Origin of the sequence: Bradyrhizobium prioriisuperbiae (assembly GCF_032397745.1) — a bacterium.
Taxonomy (GTDB): Bacteria; Pseudomonadota; Alphaproteobacteria; order Rhizobiales; family Xanthobacteraceae; genus Bradyrhizobium_A; species Bradyrhizobium_A prioriisuperbiae.
Genome location: NZ_CP135921.1, coordinates 6,904,071 through 6,920,860, shown reverse-complemented (window position 1 = coordinate 6,920,860; position 16,790 = coordinate 6,904,071). Strand labels below are relative to the sequence as shown.

At 60.4% G+C, this 16,790-nt stretch carries 12 protein-coding genes and 2 pseudogenes; 11 read left to right on the top strand and 3 right to left on the bottom strand.

Annotation, left to right across the window (positions count from 1 at the left end; genetic code table 11):
* Positions 1-2: 2 nt before the first annotated feature.
* Positions 3-1,202, bottom strand: coding sequence for a UbiH/UbiF family hydroxylase (locus RS897_RS32580; protein WP_315832787.1), 1,200 nt, complete (start codon positions 1,200-1,202; stop codon positions 3-5).
* Positions 1,203-1,338: 136 nt separating this feature from the next.
* Here RS897_RS32580 and pcsA point away from each other — a divergent pair, with 136 nt between their 5' ends.
* The 3 genes from pcsA (at position 1,339) to RS897_RS32565 (ending at position 3,842) form a co-directional block, all read left to right on the top strand.
* Positions 1,339-2,073: a phosphatidylcholine synthase gene (gene pcsA / locus RS897_RS32575; protein ID WP_315832786.1), complete on the top strand. Its 735-nt coding sequence runs from the start codon at positions 1,339-1,341 to the stop codon at positions 2,071-2,073.
* On the top strand, positions 2,070-2,795 hold the full coding sequence (locus RS897_RS32570; protein WP_315832785.1) for a TerC family protein: 726 nt from the start codon (positions 2,070-2,072) through the stop codon (positions 2,793-2,795). Before pcsA ends, RS897_RS32570 begins: the two co-directional genes overlap by 4 nt.
* Positions 2,796-2,867: 72 nt before the next feature.
* Positions 2,868-3,842 (top strand): quinone oxidoreductase family protein, encoded by a 975-nt coding sequence (locus RS897_RS32565; protein ID WP_315832784.1) that lies wholly within the window; start codon positions 2,868-2,870, stop codon positions 3,840-3,842.
* 72 nt (positions 3,843-3,914) lie between these two features.
* Here the strand turns inward: RS897_RS32565 and RS897_RS42370 are convergent.
* Together RS897_RS42370 and RS897_RS32560 are read right to left on the bottom strand one after the other, a co-directional pair.
* Positions 3,915-4,040 (bottom strand): annotated as a pseudogene (locus tag RS897_RS42370) (helix-turn-helix transcriptional regulator); the annotation flags it as partial.
* 60 nt (positions 4,041-4,100) lie between these two features.
* The gene (locus tag RS897_RS32560; RefSeq protein WP_315832783.1) at positions 4,101-5,492 is read right to left on the bottom strand and encodes an aminotransferase-like domain-containing protein; all 1,392 of its coding nucleotides are present in this window, start codon (positions 5,490-5,492) and stop codon (positions 4,101-4,103) included.
* 196 nt (positions 5,493-5,688) lie between these two features.
* On the opposite strand from RS897_RS32560, the pseudogene RS897_RS32555 reads away from it, so the two are divergent.
* The 8 genes and pseudogenes from RS897_RS32555 to RS897_RS32525 all read left to right on the top strand — a co-directional run.
* Positions 5,689-7,113 (top strand): annotated as a pseudogene (locus tag RS897_RS32555) (amino acid adenylation domain-containing protein); the annotation flags it as partial.
* A complete protein-coding gene (locus tag RS897_RS42365) occupies positions 7,102-7,548 on the top strand; it encodes a phosphopantetheine-binding protein (RefSeq protein WP_407654581.1) in 447 nt (148 codons plus the stop codon). The pseudogene RS897_RS32555 and the gene RS897_RS42365, both read left to right, overlap by 12 nt.
* A gap of 1 nt (position 7,549) precedes the next feature.
* Positions 7,550-12,052, top strand: a complete 4,503-nt coding sequence (locus RS897_RS32550) for a type I polyketide synthase (protein ID WP_315832781.1) — start codon at positions 7,550-7,552, stop codon at positions 12,050-12,052.
* Positions 12,049-13,332 (top strand): aminotransferase class V-fold PLP-dependent enzyme, encoded by a 1,284-nt coding sequence (locus tag RS897_RS32545; protein WP_315832780.1) that lies wholly within the window; start codon positions 12,049-12,051, stop codon positions 13,330-13,332. Before RS897_RS32550 ends, RS897_RS32545 begins: the two co-directional genes overlap by 4 nt.
* Positions 13,333-13,378: 46 nt before the next feature.
* Positions 13,379-14,230, top strand: a complete 852-nt coding sequence (locus tag RS897_RS32540; protein WP_315832779.1) for a 3-hydroxyacyl-CoA dehydrogenase family protein — start codon at positions 13,379-13,381, stop codon at positions 14,228-14,230.
* A gap of 17 nt (positions 14,231-14,247) precedes the next feature.
* Positions 14,248-14,523 (top strand): acyl carrier protein, encoded by a 276-nt coding sequence (locus RS897_RS32535; protein ID WP_315832778.1) that lies wholly within the window; start codon positions 14,248-14,250, stop codon positions 14,521-14,523.
* A gap of 6 nt (positions 14,524-14,529) precedes the next feature.
* On the top strand, positions 14,530-15,720 hold the full coding sequence (locus RS897_RS32530; protein WP_315832777.1) for an acyl-CoA dehydrogenase family protein: 1,191 nt from the start codon (positions 14,530-14,532) through the stop codon (positions 15,718-15,720).
* Positions 15,707-16,786: an HAD-IIIC family phosphatase gene (locus tag RS897_RS32525; RefSeq protein ID WP_315832776.1), complete on the top strand. Its 1,080-nt coding sequence runs from the start codon at positions 15,707-15,709 to the stop codon at positions 16,784-16,786. Before RS897_RS32530 ends, RS897_RS32525 begins: the two co-directional genes overlap by 14 nt.
* The last annotated feature ends 4 nt before the right edge of the window (positions 16,787-16,790 follow it).

Genomic DNA, 16,790 nt, shown 5'->3' with positions numbered 1-16,790 from the left:
GATCAGCGCGCCCCGGACCGCCATGACGGCGCCAGGCCCTCGCGCATGGCGAGGCGCCGCAGCGGGCCAAAACCACCGATCAGATGCATGCCGAGCGCGCGGACCGTCTGCGCCGGCAGGAAATCGCTGAGCAGGGAGCGGTTGGCCCAATCGATGATCAGCGACCGGCTGCCGATATCAGCCCAGCGCGCCCGCTCGAACCGCGCCAGCGCCTGCGCCGACCCCGGATCGTCCTCGTGGCCGAGCGCCTCGGTGGCGATATCGATGATGTCGGAGGCGTCGCGCAATCCCATGTTGAGACCCTGCGCACCGATCGGCGGCAGCACATGCGCGGCATCGCCGACCAGCACCACGCGGTTGGTCGCGACGCGCCTCGGGTGCTCGATCGCCAGTGGAAACGTATGGCGCGGGCCTTCGATCCGCATGCGGCCGAGGATGGAATGGGCCTGTTGTTCGACGGCCACGCCAAGTTCCTCGTCGCTCAGCGCCATCAGTCGATCGGCCTCCTGCGGTGTTGTGACCCAGACGATGCTGGAGCGGTCGCCCGTCAGCGGCACCACCACGCAGGGACCATGCACGGTGTGAAATTCGGTCGAGACATTGTGATGCGGGCGGCTGTGCGACACGTTGAAGGTGAGGGCAGTCTGCGCCAGCGCGCGCCGTTTCACGTCGATCCCGGCCGCGTCGCGGCTGAGCGAGCGCCGCCCGTCGGCGCCGATCACCAGGCGTGCACGCAGCAACTGACCCAGCCGGGTGCGGACCTCGGCGGACTCGCCGTGCGGTTCGATGGTGTCGGCATCGTCGTCGAATCGGGTGATGTGCGCGAGCTCCGCGGCGCGGCTCTCCAGCGCCTCCAGCAGGATGCGGTTTTCGATGTTGTAGCCAAACGCCTCGCGGCCAATCTCGTCACAGGAAAAACGCACTTCCGGCGCGCGCACCAGCCGGCCGGTGTCGTCGACCAGGCGCATCACGCGCAGCGCCGTGGCGTTCGCCACGCAGCGCTGCCAGACGCCGAGACGCTCCAGCAGCTCGACCGATTGGCCGAGCAGGGCCGTGGTCCTGTTGTCGGCATAGGGCGCGCGCCGCGCCACCAGCGCCGTGTTGGCCCCCGCCGCCGCCAGACCAATCGCAGCGACCAAGCCGGCCGGGCCGCCGCCGATCACGGCGACATCGAAGGATTGTGGATGGGGCTGGCCGGTCATGGATCACGGATATAAGGGTCGCCGAGAAACCGTGCAATCGGCTTTGGCTGCGACCGATCCGCAGCCGAATCGCGCGGCGGAACGCCGCAAGCGGCTGGGCAAAGCAGGACTATTCCTGTTAATCACAGCGGGACCCATGACCGAGCCGAATCCCCACCCAGCGCCCACTGCCTCGCTCGCCGCGCGCGTCTGCGCCTTCGGCGTGCATGTCCTCACCGCGCTGGGGGCCGCTTTTGCACTGCTGGCGATGCTGGAGGCGGTGCGGGAGCATTGGTCGGCGATGTTCGGCTGGCTTGGCGCGGCGCTGCTGGTGGATGCGCTGGACGGGCCGATCGCGCGCCACCTTGACGTCAGCCGCTTGCTGCCGGACTGGTCCGGCGAGACCCTCGATCTGGTGGTCGATTTCACGACCTATGTGTTCGTGCCGGCCTACGCCATCACGGCAAGCGGGCTCTTGCTGCCGGTCGCGGCGCCTCTGCTGGGCGCCGCCATCGTGGTCACCGGGGCGCTGTATTTCGCCGATCGGCGCATGAAGGCCGACGACAACCATTTTCGCGGATTTCCCACATTGTGGAATGCGGCGGCTTTCTATCTGTTCCTGCTCAAGCCCGGCCCGGTCACGGCAAGCCTGTCGATGGCGGTGCTGCTGGTGCTGACCTTCGTGCCGTTCCACGTCATTCATCCGGTGCGCGTCACCCGGCTGCGCTGGCTGAATCTCGGGCTGATCGCGCTGTGGGGCTTCCTCGCGCTGGAGGCTGTCATCAAGGATTTTCGCGTGCCGGCTAGCGTCAGCTTCGGTCTGTGCGCCATTGCGCTCTACGGCCTGTGCAGCGACATTGTCATACGGATCATCAAGCGGGTGAAGGCATGATGCAACTTCTCACCAGTCCCGAAGCCTGGGTCGCCCTGGTGACACTGACGACACTCGAGATCATTCTCGGCATCGACAATGTCATCTTCATTTCGGTGCTGGTGTCTCGGATTCCCGAGCATCAGGCCAAGCGCGCGCGGCAACTGGGACTGGCGCTGGCGCTGATCTTCCGCATCGCGCTGCTGTTCATCCTGGTCTGGCTGATCGGGCTCACCAAACCGGTGCTGGAGATCTGGGGCAACGCGTTTTCCTGGCGCGACATCATCCTGATCGGCGGCGGTGCGTTCCTGATCGCGAAGGCCACCCACGAGATCCATGGCGAGGTCGAGGCGCGCGAAGGCGGCGAGGGCGCGACGCCGGCCAACGCGTTCTTCTGGGTGATCGTCCAGATCATCCTCATCGATCTGGTGTTCTCGATCGATTCCATCATCACGGCGATCGGCATGGCGCAGGATATCGCGATCATGGTCGCCGCGGTCATCATCTCCTGCATTGTGATGTACGTCTCGTCGGGGCCGATCTCGGCTTTCGTCGCCAAGCATCCGACCACCAAGATGTTGGCGCTGGCCTTCCTGGTGCTGATCGGCGTGGCACTGGTGGCCGATGGTTTCGCGTTTCATATTCCGCGCGGCTATATCTACTTCGCCATCGCCTTTGCCCTGGCGGTGGAAGCGTTCAACATCCTGGCGCGCGGCAATCGCAACCGCGCGCGGCCGTCATAGAGATACCCACGGACCGGGTTGCCCGCTCATCGCTTGACGCCTAATCTCGCCATACAGAAGCGGGAGTCGGAGATGACCAAGGCAGTGCGTGTCCATCAGGTCGGCGGGCCGGAGGTGCTGACCTATGAGGATGTCGATGTTCCGCCGCCCGGCCAGGGCGAGGTGCGGATGCGTCAGCATGCCGTTGGCCTGAACTTCATCGACACCTACTATCGCACCGGCCTCTACAAGGCGCCGGCGCTGCCGTTCATCGCCGGCAACGAAGCCTCCGGCGAGGTGGTCTCCGTCGGGCCGGGCGTGACCAATTTCCATCCCGGCGATCGTGTTGCCTATTATTTCAATCTCGGCGGCTACGCCAGCGAGCGGAACATCCCGGCCGACAAGCTGGTCAAGCTGCCCGACATGATCACCCACGAGCAGGCAGCCGTGCTGATGCTCAAGGGCCTGACCGTCTTCTATCTCCTGCACAAGACCTTCCGCGTCGAGACCGGGCATCGTGTGCTGATCCATGCGGCGGCCGGCGGCATCGGCTTGCTTGCCTGCCAGTGGGCCAAGGCGCTCGGCGCCAACGTGATCGGCACCGTCGGCTCCAAGGAAAAGGCCGAACTCGCGCTCGCCAATGGCTGCGACCACGTCATCCTCTACAACGAGGAAGATTTCGTTGCGCGCGTCAAACAGATCAGCCGCGGCGAGCTCTGCGACGTGGTCTATGACGGCGTCGGCAAGACCACGTTCCCGGGCTCGCTGTCATGCCTGAAACCGCGCGGCATGTTCGTTTCCTTCGGCAACGCCTCGGGACCGGTGCCGCCGTTCTCGCTGCTCGAGCTCAACAACCATGGCTCGCTGTTCGCGACCCGTCCCAAACTGAACGACTATGTCAGCAAGCGCTCCGAACTGATCGAAGCCGCCGACACCATGTTCGCTGCTGTGATCAACGGCAAGCTGCACGTGCCGATCCATCATGCCTATGCCCTGAAGGACGCGCAGAAGGCGCATCGCGATCTGGAGAGCAGGGCGACGACCGGGGCGTCGATCCTGCGACCGTAGGCGTACTGCGTCTTATCCGGATTTGCATGCCTCATTCAAAGTCCGGCGACACGTCACGGGGAGCCGCGAACGTCAACGTGGGCGCGCGGTCTGCAGCGAGCGCGCTTCCCCCGGCGTGATGCCGAACAGTTCACGGAAGGCCGCGCCGAACGCCGGCTGGCTGTCGAAGCCGGCGATGACGGCGGCCTGGGCCGGGCTTGTGCCGGTGGTGAACTGTCTGTAGTTCTCGCGCCACGCTCGCTTCCATAACTTCGCCGCCTAAGTAACGTCTGCGAAGTCGTACGAGGCGTGCAGGAGATTGGCGACAATCGTGAGGCCGTTGCGCACCAGTTCTCTTGTTGCTGGTGACCCAATGCCCAATCTAACAGCCGAAATATTGGTCCGCGGTTGAATTGAAAATAGATCCCCGGAGACGACAAGCAATCCACGGTTCTTGGCGCTCTCGACAAAGCGAGCAGGATTCCATGCTTCCGGCAAATGCAGCCACACGTGCGTGTTCCATTGACTTGCCTCATAGGGGTGATTTCCAAGTACGTTGGACACGATTTTCTGGCGCGCAACCGTCTCTTCGTGTCTCAGCTGAGCCAGCTTGTCTGCAGATCCATCGCGTATCCAATCGGCCGCAAGCTCGACCATGAGCGGCGGCAAGGTCCAAGACATCGATTGGGAAATCGCCGACATTGCGGAGAAGACGCGTTCAGATGCAACGACATAGCCCACCCTCAGACCTGGCGCCACGGACTTTGACAGGCTGCTGACGTAGAACGTGCGTTCCGGGCAGAGTTCGAAGAGCGTCGTGCTTGGTCGGCTGGGACTTGGACCGTAGCAATCGTCCTCGATCAACGTGAGATCATGCAGGTTCGCCAATTCGGCGAGATCTTGTTTTCTTGCCGAACTCATTGAACGTGTCGTGGGATTGTGGACGCGTGGCATGCAAATGAGGACACGAACATCGTTCTGCTGATTTATCAACGCAGCCAAGTGGCTGGTCACCAAGCCCTCACGATCGATCGCTACGGGCACCGGTTCGAGTCCAAATATCCGGATCAGATTCTTCACGCCGGGGTAGGTAAGCTCCTCGACGAAAACCTTGTCGCCAGGGCGTGTCGTTGTGGCCAACGCAACTGCAAGTCCCTGAGACGCGCCGACGGTGAGCACCATCTGCTCTGCATGGACGGGCACGCCTGTTGTCCGGAGCCAATGGGCAATTGTGCGCCGATGCTGACTGAACCCGCTTTGGTCCCGGTAATCCATCAGCGCCCAACCATTGTCGCTACGCACAATTCGTGTGGTCGCTCTTGCCAGGAGATCACCAGCTTCGATCGGGGCCGGCTTGTTGATTGCCATATCAATCAGTTCAAGCCTGGAACCATTCTTGATGTCGTTCGTGCGCATGTCTGCGAGGTGCGTCACGAAAGTGCCACGTCCAACATGCGCATCGATAAGACCTGCGGCCATCGCCAGTTCGAACGCCCGCCGAACCGTTCCGACCGTGACTTTCAAGCGGCTCGCAAGTTTTCTAACTGGCGGGAGCTGCGTGCCGGGAGGCAATTTCCCCGAACGAATGTCGTCCGTCAGCGATTGTGCCAGGGCTCGATACAAAACCTGATCGCCGCGCTTCAGGATTGGTTTCCAAATTGTGCTGGTCACGATTTCTGAATTGACTCCCAATTGGATTTGTTGCAACTTTAGATTGCCGGGGCGGTGTCATGGTGCGGGCAGGCGATCCACATCTGTTGTGTAGGGTGGGCGAGTGGTGGTGTGGGATGCGAACGCCAAGCCAGTAACAACTCCTCGCGCATCAGGCGATGAGGACGGCTGTCAGCCCGTTCATCGGCTGTTTGAATTGCGGGCAGAGGAAGTAGCTGATCTTCCTGCCGTTTCCATAAATGGAACATCGCTAACCTATCGCGAACTCAATCGAAGAGCAAATGCCATTGCCGACAGGCTGCGTCGGGCCGGGGTTGGGCCAGATCTGCCGGTTGTCCTGCTGATGGAGCGATCCCCAGAGTATATTGCGGCCATGCTGGGTGTGCTCAAGGCGGGTGGTGTTTATGTCCCGATTGATCCCGCATCTCCCGGAGAGCGTACTGCTCTTATGGTCGAGGATATCGATCCAATTGTGATCCTGACACAGGCACAATTTGCCGCGCAGTTTGACACCAGGGGGCCGTCGGTCATTGCGGTCGATGTGCTGGATTTCCCAGACGCCATGCCGAGCGGTCCGGCCAATGCTGTGTCGGCAGAGAACCTTGCCTACATCATGTTTACGTCGGGATCGACGGGCCGTCCCAAAGGCGTGTGCATTTGCCATCGCGGTGTTGCTCGCCTAGTCACAGGACAAACTTACTTTGAGTCGGGCCCGGGCCACCGTTTCCTGCAGAGTGCTCCCCTGACTTTTGATGCCTCCACATTTGAAATCTGGGGAGCGCTTTTGCATGGAGCGGAACTGGTGCTCTACCCGGAGCGCAGGCTTTCCATCGATGGAATTCGGAAAATCATTGAAAAGGCGGGCATTTCAACGCTCTGGTTGACGCCATCGCTCTTCAATCCGTTGGTTGATGCGGATCCTCATATTCTCGGAACCGTCACTCAATTAATTCTGGGAGGCGAGCCATTGTCTCCCTCTCATGTGAGCCGCGCCTTGGCGGCCCTGCCGCAGCTCCAAATCATCAACGGCTACGGTCCGACGGAGAATAGCGATTTCACGTGCTGCTATCGGGTCCCGCCCGAATTCAGGGGGGAAGCGCCCTCAGTCCCCGTCGGGCGTCCCCTTCGGGGGGACCAAATCTATATTCTGGATGCAGATCTTCGGCCGGTCGCCGAAGGAGAGGCCGGCGAACTGTGTGTCTCAGGGGTCGGACTTGCGCGAGGTTATCATCGGCGCCCGGGCCAGACCGCTCGCAGCTTCGTTCCCAATCCATTCAGTCGCGATCCCGGAGGAAGGCTCTACCGCACCGGCGATCTGGCCACGCTGGGAAAGGACGGAAACATCTCCTTGCTCGGGCGGGTCGACGACCAGGTCAAGATCCGCGGATTTCGGATCGAGCTCAACGAGGTCTCCACGGCCGTGCTGAGACATCCGCTCGTGCGCGCCGCTGCCGTTTTGAGCAGAAAGGATGCCGCGGATATCAGCTCATTGGTGGCTTATGCGCAGCTCATTGATGATCGGGAACTGACGATTTCCTCGCTGCGCGATTTCCTCGCCGCAATGCTGCCTGACTACATGCTGCCGTCCGCGCTGATTATTGTCGACGTGATGCCTCTCAATGCGCACGGAAAGATCGACCGCGCCGCACTCGTCACACGCAAGCAGAGTGTCGAAAGGCCCAAGCAGGCCAGTGACTACCTTGCGCCTGCCAATCGCATGGAGAGGTTGGTCGCGGATGTTTGGAGCGGCGTTCTGGGTGTCTCGCCCGTTGGCGCCTTGGATAATTTCTTCGATCTGGGAGGAACGTCGCTGCTGACCTACCAAATCCAGGTTGCGTTGCAGGATGGGCTTGGTCGACCAATCTCCGCCACGACGTTCTTTGAGTTTGTTACGGTGCGATCCCTGGCCGAGCAGCTTCGCCTCCAGGATGAACCGACAGCGGTGCCCGATCCGACTGGAAGAGAGGTGCGCGACATTGGAAGTGCCGAGAAGCTGCAGGCACGAGTTCAACAGCGCCTGAAAATGCGCCGGCCACGTTTCCTGAGTGGTGGTTGAGATGAATCGAGCCATCCTGCCTGCCGATGACGCTCAAGACGAAGCGATTGCGATTATCGGCTTGGCCTGTCGTTTTCCCGGCTCCAAAGACGTCAGACAATTTTGGTCAACACTCGCAGCAGGGGTGGACTGCGTATCTTCCTCGATGGAAGCAACGCACGAAGCGTACCAGGATCGCAGGCAGCCGCGTGGGTGCCTGGAGAACATCGATGCTTTCGATGCCGAGTTCTTTTCGATCTCACGTCGCGAAGCGGAATTTCTCAATCCGCAACACCGTGCATTTCTTGAGTGTGCGTGGCATGCGCTGGAGGATGCAGGTTGCGATGTGACCAGGAGCGAGGACGTTGTCGCAATCTATGCGACCTGTGGAGCAAATAGCTATGAGCATCTCGCGGCCTCCGCAGCCCGCTCCCCCGCAGAACAGCTGCTGGCATATATCTCCAATGCCGTGGATTTTCTCCCGACCAGAGTATCGTACAAGCTGAATTTGCGCGGCGAGAGCATTGCCGTCCAGACAGCATGCTCGTCGTCGCTGGTGGCTATTCATCTTGCCTGCAGAAGCTTGCTGGATGGCAATTGCAACATCGCGCTGGCAGGTGGCGCAAATATCGCGATTCCTGGCCGAGATGAGATCGAGCATCAGGAAGGAATGATCTTCTCCGCCGATGGGCGATGCCGTTCGTTCGACCAGAGCGCCAGCGGGATGGTCGCCGCGGACGGTGTCGGTGTTGTGGTCCTGAAGAGGCTCAGTGAAGCGCTTGCGGATGGTGACCACATCTACGGAGTTATTCGGGGGTCGGCGCTGAACAACGACGGCGCTGAAAAGATCAGCTTTCCTGCGCCGAGCATCGGCGGTCAGTCGGAGGTTATCGCATCGGCCCTTGCGTTGGCCGGCGTATCTGCTTCAGATATTGGTTATCTCGAAGCTCATGGTACCGGAACGCGGCTGGGCGATCCGATCGAGATCGAAGCCTTGACCAGGGCGTATCGTCTGACGACCGAACGCACCGGATACTGCGCGCTTGGCACGGTTAAAACAAATATCGGGCATGCAATTCATTCGGCTGGCGTTGCCGGGTTCATTCGCGCGACCTTGGCGCTGCACAAACGGGAGATCCCGGCGTCCCTGCATTTCGAGACGGCGAATCCCGAGATCGATTTCGAGCGAAGCCCATTCTACGTCAACACGGTGCATCGAGAGTGGGGCGGCGACGCCGGGCGAAAGCGAAGGGCAGGCGTCAGCTCGTTCGGCGTTGGCGGCACCAATGCGCACGTTATTCTCGAGGAGGCTCCTGCGCGGGTTCGCGAAAGCACAACACGGCCGGCCCACCTGTTGACATTGTCGGCTAGAACCCGCGGTGCTCTTGCCGCGAATGTCGACGAGCTCGCTACCTACCTTCACGACAATCCGCAGCTACCGCTCGACGATGTCGCTTACACCCTTCAGGCCGGGCGTCGCCATTTTCCCTACAGAAAAACGGTGGTTTGCCGGGGTACCGAGGATGCGGTCGCTGGCTTGAGAAAGCAGCGGGGCGACGATCCCGATGTGCCGCGAGCAGAGGCAGGCAAGGTTGCCTTCGCGTTTCCTGGCCTCGGCTCACAACACAACACCATGGGACGGGAGCTCTATCGAACGCATCGCAAGTTTCGGCGAACGGTCGATCGTCTCTGCGGCCAGCTCGAGGAGCCGATAGCTCGGACCATCGGAAAGCTCCTGTCAAGCGGGGTCGCCGAGAACGAAACACCCTACGATGATCCGCTGGTTGCGCACTCGGCGATTTTTATCCTCGAGTATGCTCTGGCGTGCTTGTGGCGGAGCTGGGGAGTCGAGCCTGCGTATCTTGTCGGGCACAGCGTCGGTGAGTATACGGCCGCCTGCCTTGCTGAGGTGTTCTCTCCGGAAGATGCGCTGCTCCTGGTTTCATCGCGGGCGCGCATGATGAGCAAGCTTCCCACGGGCGCCATGCTCGCGTTGCCGTTGAGTGCGGGGGACGCCGAGGCCCTGTTACCTGAGCAATGCTGGGTCGCGATATCCAACGGCCCTACGTTCACTGTGGTGGCCGGCGCTACACCGGCCATCGCGGAGTTGGAGCGGCGCGCGCGTGAGCGGCGTATCTTCACGTCGCGTATCGCTACGAAATATGCCGTCCACACCCCGCTGGTCACGCCGATTGAGAATGAATTCTCCGAGCTACTGGCTGGCATAAAGATGAAGCCACCGAAATTTCAGCTTCTGTCGGGGTCGACGGGGGAGTGGCTTACATCGGAACAGGTCCAGAGCCGGTCATACTGGGCGTCTCATCTCAGCCGGCCCGTGCTGTTTTCGAAGGCCGTTGATGTGATCCTTCAGGAAAGGAACCTGATCGTTCTCGAGGTTGGCCCGAGCAGGGTTCTGACCGGCCTGATGCGGCTGCATCCACGTGCTGCGTCGGAGCACAGTTTCGTGGCGTCACTTCCGCAGCCGCAGAGCGGCTCCCAGGAGTGGCCAAGTCTGATGCAGGCGGTGGGAGATCTATGGGTGCAGGGTGTTGCCGTTGACTGGCAGGAACTCCACGCCGAGGAACGACGGTTCAAGGTGCCGCTGCCAGGCTATGCCTTTCAGCGTCAACGTCATTGGGTTGCGGCAGACGGGCGCCTGACATCGAACACCAAACGGAACAGCGGTCCTGCAGCGAGAAAACTGCCGGACGTGTCGTCTTGGCTCTACCGGCCGGCCTGGTCTCGAAGCTGGCTGCCTCCTGCGTACGATGATGCGGCACCGGTGGTTGGCGGCGGGGTCTGCCTCATCATCACGCGAGACGCCAAAGATGTGGCAGATATCGAGTTCGCCCTGAGGTCCGCTGGGGACAACGTGGCGGTGGTTGCTTTCGGCGGCGGGACGCCTCCAGCTTCACGGTACAATTCGCTTTCCGCCCAGGGGCCTGAGGATTTCTCGCGTCTGCTGGGGGAAATTTCTCAAGATCTGGGCGATGTCAGGTCGATCGTATTCTGGGCGGCGAGCGAGGAGGCACCTCGCTCGCCGGACGGAGCGCGGGTCGCGCATACTCAACTGCTATGGCTGACCCAAGCGTTGGCCGGGCAAACATCCAGCCCGGATCTCTGGATCGTCACACGGGGCGCTCAATCCATCCCGCAAATCGACCGGGAGGTTGATGCGGACGGGGCACTTCTAATGGGCTTCGCCCGAGTGATATCACAGGAGTTCCCGCGGGTGAGGACAAGGTGCGTCGATCTCGGCAGACAATCACCCAATCCTTCTCGAGAAGGCTTGCAGTTTCTTGGCGAGATGGCGAGCGCTGGTGGTGATGACGAAGTCGTTTATCGCGGAACAGACCGATGGTGCTGCACCCCGGAAGCGCTAACTCGCGAGGAGAATCTCGAAGCGGGTTTTCAGTTTCGAGCGGGCGCTTACGTCATCTTCGGCGGTACGGGGCATGTGGGGCTGTGCTTCGCTGACTTCTTGAGCAGCATTCCCGGCGCGTCGGTCATCCTGGCAGGACGCCGATCATTGCCGCCGGTCAACGCCTGGGAGGAGATCCTGGCGGACCGGCAAGGTTCGGTCCGTGATCGGGGCGTGATTGAGCGACTGCAGACGCTGAGGCAGCGTGGAGGGCAGATCGAATATCGCCAGGTGAATCTTGGAGATCCGAGAGCTGTCCTGGACATGTTGCGTGAGGTCCGTGATCACCTTGGGCCTCTTCGGGGTGTCATTCATGCCGCGGGAGTTGTCGATACGGACCACCTGCGCTTCATTGCGGACACCACGGCGGAAATTTTTGAGGAAATTCTGGCGCCTCACCACGCCGGGACGCAAGCTCTCTGCGATGCGGTGAACGAGGTTGGTTCGGAGTTTTGTGTTGCGTGCTCCAGTCTCTCGTCGCTCGTGGGGGGCCTTTCATATGGGGCGCATGCTGCAGGTCACCGTGCAATGGACGCTGTCATGGCCAACGCCGCGGCGACCGATGCGAAATCGGCGAGGTGGCTTACCATAAACTACGACACATGGTTGGTATCTTCCCGCCAAGCCGGCCTGGGCGCCGGCGAGGCGGACCTCCACATTACGCCTGACGAAGGAGTTGCGGTTCTTCGTCACTGTCTGGCAAGCGGGGCGCAACAGGTCCTGATTTCCACAACGCCGCTTTCAGAGCGGATTGCAAGCCTCAAGGGTGCCTTTGCAGGCGGGGATCGTACGCGCGACGAAGATGTCGAAAGCGGCAGGTCCCCAGCCATCATCGATAAGGGGAGCGAGCATAGCGTACGGGAGATGGTGCTTGCTGTCTTCCAGGATGTGCTGGGCGACGAGAGATTGGGGGCGGGCGATAACTTTTTTAACTTCGGCGGATCGTCTCTGGGGATGCTCGATGTTATCGCGCGCATCAACACGTCTGCCGGCATCCAGATCCCACTTTCAGACGGATTTCGATCGCTCTCCGCATCGGCCATGAGCTCGTTGGTCTGGCACGAACTGCGACACAAGTGTGATTCGGAACTGGTATCATCATGATTCAGTCTACCTCCCTCTCGCTTGATATGGCGCGGTCACGCGGCGACGATGGGACGTTCAATTGGCAGGAGGCGCGTCGCCTGACGTCCGGTTGCAGCCACATTGTTCATCTGAACAATGCAGGCGCTGCCCTGATGCCGGATTGCGTCCTGGAAAGCACGATTTCCTATCTGAGGGATGAGGCGCGGTTCGGCGCATATGAAACGGCAGAGCGTTCCAGAGGGGCGATCGAGCGCGTTTATGACATTGCTGCCGCGCTGCTGAACTGTTCTCCAACCGAGATCGCCGTTGTCGAGAATGCTTCCAGAGCCTGGAATCTCGCTTTCGGCAGCATTGGATTTCGCGCGGGTGAGGTGGTTGTGACATCCACCTTCGAATACGCGAACAATTACATTGCGATCATGCAGGCGAAGAAGCGCCACGGGCTTCGAATTGAGGTGGTTCCAAGCACCCCGCTCGGGGAGCTTTCGCTTGATGCGCTGAGAAACATCATCGCAAGTCATGGCGCGCGCATGCGCGTGATTTCGGTGACCCACGTGCCCACGAATAACGGCGTGGTCAACCCGGCCGAGGAGGTCGGCAGCCTCATTCGAGAAGCAAAGGCAACCGGAGTTCTGTCCGAGCGGGCGCTCTACATCCAGGATGCGTGCCAGTCGATTGGGCAGATTCCGATAGATGCGCGTACGGGCGGCTTCGACATTCTGACGACCTGCGGCCGGAAGTACCTTCGCGGTCCGCGAGGAATCGGCCTGCTGTACGTTCGAGGAGGCGTGTTTGAGCGCCAGGAGTGCGGCGAGCCACCCATGCTGGACGTCCGGGCTGCGGGATGGACCTCGCGCGACGACTATTTCGTCTATCGAGATGGGCGCCGTTTCGAGACCTGGGATATCAACTTCGCGGCGAAGCTCGCGTTTGGAGTTGCCATCGAGCACGCGTTGTTCTGGGGAATTCGGAACATCGAAGCTTACGTCACAAGTCTGGCGCAGCGTCTGAGAGACCTGCTGGGGGATATCCGCGGAGTGCGCATCCATGACGTCGGACGCCGACGCTGCGGACTGATCAGTTTTTCAGTCTCGGGGGCCGATCCCTTGGACGTCAAAGAATTCCTCGCCGCGCGCCGGATCAACGTGAGCGTGTCGGAAAGAGCGCTGACGCGAATTGACATGGAAAACCGGAATCTGGATGCCGTGCTGCGCGCGTCGGTTCACTACTACAACTGCATGGAGGAGTTGGAAGCACTGACCGAGGGTGTGAAAGAATATTGCCGACGGTCCGGATGAGGCTGACGCCTGGATGAGAATGGATGCTCGCAGGAGGGATTGCGGAATGGCGGGATATACGGTCGGTGTCGTGGGAGCTGGTGTGATGGGATGCGGCACGGCAAGCGCGCTGCTTGCGTGCGATCAAGCTGTCATCCTCACCGACGTGGGCCCCGGCGTGCTCGAGGGGGCGCCGGCCAAGATCGCTCGAGAGCTGCGCTTTAGCTCACTGTTTCAGGACGGTAAGCCCAGCCACGTGAGGACGCTGGAAAAACTCCGTTGCACGGCGAATATTCGGGATTTGCGTGATGCGGATCTGATCATCGAAAACACCACCGAGGAGTGGGCCGTGAAATCGATGTGCCACGCCCAGCTCGATGAGATCGTCCCGGCGGAAAAGATCATTGTCGTCAACACCTCGGCCATTCCCATTACCCGGATGGCGTCGCTGCACGCTGCGAAAGATCGGATCATCGGCGTGCATTTCATGAATCCGGTCTTGCACAAATCCACCGTGGAGGTAATTCCGGGGCATCACACGAGCAAAGAGACCATAGACCGCACTCAGGCGTTTCTCACGACGATAGGAAAGGTCGGAGTTGTGGTCAGGGACGCCGCGGGATTTGTTTCCAATCGCGTCCTGATGCTCGCCATTAACGAAGCGGCGTTCCTGGTTCACGACAGAGTTGCGAGCGCAGACCAGATTGATCTCATTTTTCGCAACTGCTTCGACCATAAAATGGGGATGCTCGAAACCGCCGATATGATCGGGATCGATACCATCCTGAGAAGCATCGAGGTTCTTCGCGATCATTATCAGGATCCCAAATATCGCCCCTGTCCGCTATTGCGAGAGATGGTGGCCGCCGGCTTGCTTGGCCGGAAAACTGGTCAAGGCTTCTTTGATTATCGGACTTAGCATCGGGGGCGCAGTCGATGGATGTTCTGCTGGGAAACGTCAAAGACAATCTGAGGGGGTTCGTGCTTAAAGCTGCGCGACTGCGCGCGCTGGAGGATGACGAAGAGCTGTTCGGCTCCGGGTTGGTCACATCGCTGTTTGCCATGCAGCTCATCGAGTATATCGAGAAGGACTACCCGATCGTGGTTGATGGCGACGACATGAATTTGCGGACATTCAAGTCTGTCAACACCGTCAGCGAGTTCGTGGTCCGAAAGCTGGCGGAGTCGGCGGGATCACGAAACGGCAAGTGAGTCTTCATGCGCTTAGAACTTTCGGTCGAGGAGCAGGGGAACCTTGCTGAGTTCAGCGAATTCTCCGAGCGAATTGTCGCGCCGCTGGCCAGCGCTCATGATGACGACGCGCGAATATCTTTGCCGATACGGCGTCAGTTGGCAGATCGAGGATACCTCGCCTCGATGCTTCCCGCCGCAGCGGGTGGGCGCGGTTTGAATACGTGCAGTTACGTCATGCTTCATGAGCGTATTGGAAGCGTATGCGGTGCCGTGCGAAGTTTTCTGACCGTCAACGACATGGTGGCTCATGTGCTGCATCGGTACGGGACGGCCATGCAGAAGGACAAATGGCTGTCACGTATCGTCCGCGGCGACGCGGTGGGCGTATTTGCGCTGACGGAACCGGCCGCGGGAAGTGATATTTCCGCGATCGAAAGTACGGCGCGGCGAGTGCCCGGTGGATGGTCGGTGATGGGCGAGAAGTGCTGGATAAGTTTCGGCCAGATCGCGGACGTGTTTCTCGTATTCGCGCGGTCCGATCGCGGCATTTCCGCCTTTCTCGTCGATAGAACAAGCATGGGTGTTGCAGTCGAGCCGATGCCGCCGCTGCTGGGGTTGCGTGGTTCAATGTTGGCGCGCGTCACCTTCGCGGACTGCTTCGTCGCTCATGACCATCTGATTGGTATGGAGGGGAGAGGGCATCCGAACATAACGACAGCCGCGCTCACATTGGGGCGGCTTGGTGTTGCGGCAGGGTGCGTCGGCATCGTTGATGCATGTGCCGATACGGGACGTCGGTTTTCGCGCGGCCGGCTGCGTGGTGAGCGAAAACTGAGCGCGAATCCGTTGATAGCGTCGATGCTTGCCTCGATCTACATCGATCTGGATGCCGCCAGACTGTTGTGTCTGCAAGCGGCGGTGTTGCACGACGAACAAGATCCTCGCGCCGTATTCGAGGTGGCAATCGCCAAGCAGTTTGGAGCCGCAGCCGCCATGCGAGCAGCGCGAACCGCCGTGCAAATTCTTGGAGCGGCAGGTTGTTCGAAAGAGTTCACGGTCGAGCGTCACTATCGGGACGCCAAGATCATGGAGATTATCGAGGGGACCAACGAGCTGCAGCAGCTCATTATCGGAGAGCACGGGTATTCCGAGATTCCAAGTTTTGTTCGAGCAAGACAGTTTGACGTGAAGGAGCGGGAAAATGTCGAGTATTAGCGAAACGCTGACGCCTCCACATACGCAAGACAGCGCCGCCAAGCCCGTCAAATGTGTGGTTTGGGACCTTGATGACACCATTTGGCACGGAACCCTTCTGGAGGACGCCGAAGTTGTGCTTCGTCCCGGAGTTGTTGCGGTTCTTAGAGCGCTGGACGAGAGAGGCATCCTCAATTCGATCGCAAGCCGGAACGAGGCTGACATGGCGCGGAATCGCCTGCGAGCCGCGGGCATCGACGAGTATTTTGTCCATCCTCAAATCGGCTGGGGCGCGAAGTCGGCCTCAATTCGGGCCATTGCGGAGGGGCTTAATATCGGGCGCGATACATTGTTGTTTGTCGATGATCAGAGAGTCGAGCGTGACGAGGTGGCGTTCCAGCATCCAGAGGTGCGGACGGTCGACGCCGCCGATATCAAAGAGCTGTGCGAACGGCCGGATTTGAATCCGCCGTTTGTGACCAGCGACGCGAAAATGCGTCGGAGGCTCTATCAGGCGGAGAGCGAGCGACAGGCAGATGAGCAAAGGTTTGAGGGGCCGAGCGACGAGTTCTTGGCGTCGTTGAATCTGGAGTTGACTATTTATCGGACGCGCGACGAAGACTTGCGCCGAGCGGAAGAGCTGACGGTGAGAACAAATCAGCTCAACACAACGGGAATAAGTTATTCCTACGATGAGTTGGAGGCGGTCCGGCTATCGCCCAACCATGCGCTCCTGATCGCCGATCTGCATGACCGGTATGGCGGCTACGGCAAGATCGGGCTGGTGTTGATTGAGCAGAAGCAGAGCGATTGGACCATCAAGTTGCTTCTGATGTCCTGCCGCGTGATGTCGCGAGGCGTTGGACGCATCCTGGTGAGCGAGATCGTCAGGAGATCTCAGCAGGCGGGCGTCAATCTGTTCGCGGATTTTATAGCCACGCCAAGGAATCGAATGATGTACGTGGCGTACAAATTCGCGGGCTTCTCGGAGGTGTCTTCGGCCGCGGACGGTACGATCCTCTTCCAGCATGACGGATCAGATCCGGGGCAGGCTCCCAGCTACGTATCGCTGACATCCGATTGGTAGTGGG

Excerpts from the sequence above, each read along its gene's own strand:
- RS897_RS32565 (WP_315832784.1), top strand. The coding sequence starts at position 2,868 with ATGACCAAGGCAGTGCGTGTCCATCAGGTCGGCGGGCCGGAGGTGCTG.
- RS897_RS32550 (WP_315832781.1), top strand. The coding sequence starts at position 7,550 with ATGAATCGAGCCATCCTGCCTGCCGATGACGCTCAAGACGAAGCGATT.
- RS897_RS32545 (WP_315832780.1), top strand. The coding sequence starts at position 12,049 with ATGATTCAGTCTACCTCCCTCTCGCTTGATATGGCGCGGTCACGCGGC.
- RS897_RS32535 (WP_315832778.1), top strand. The coding sequence starts at position 14,248 with ATGGATGTTCTGCTGGGAAACGTCAAAGACAATCTGAGGGGGTTCGTG.
- pcsA (WP_315832786.1), top strand. The coding sequence starts at position 1,339 with ATGACCGAGCCGAATCCCCACCCAGCGCCCACTGCCTCGCTCGCCGCG.
- RS897_RS32540 (WP_315832779.1), top strand. The coding sequence starts at position 13,379 with ATGGCGGGATATACGGTCGGTGTCGTGGGAGCTGGTGTGATGGGATGC.
- RS897_RS32580 (WP_315832787.1), bottom strand. The coding sequence starts at position 1,202 with ATGACCGGCCAGCCCCATCCACAATCCTTCGATGTCGCCGTGATCGGC.
- RS897_RS42365 (WP_407654581.1), top strand. The coding sequence starts at position 7,102 with ATGCCTCTCAATGCGCACGGAAAGATCGACCGCGCCGCACTCGTCACA.
- RS897_RS32525 (WP_315832776.1), top strand. The coding sequence starts at position 15,707 with ATGTCGAGTATTAGCGAAACGCTGACGCCTCCACATACGCAAGACAGC.
- RS897_RS32530 (WP_315832777.1), top strand. The coding sequence starts at position 14,530 with ATGCGCTTAGAACTTTCGGTCGAGGAGCAGGGGAACCTTGCTGAGTTC.
- RS897_RS32570 (WP_315832785.1), top strand. The coding sequence starts at position 2,070 with ATGATGCAACTTCTCACCAGTCCCGAAGCCTGGGTCGCCCTGGTGACA.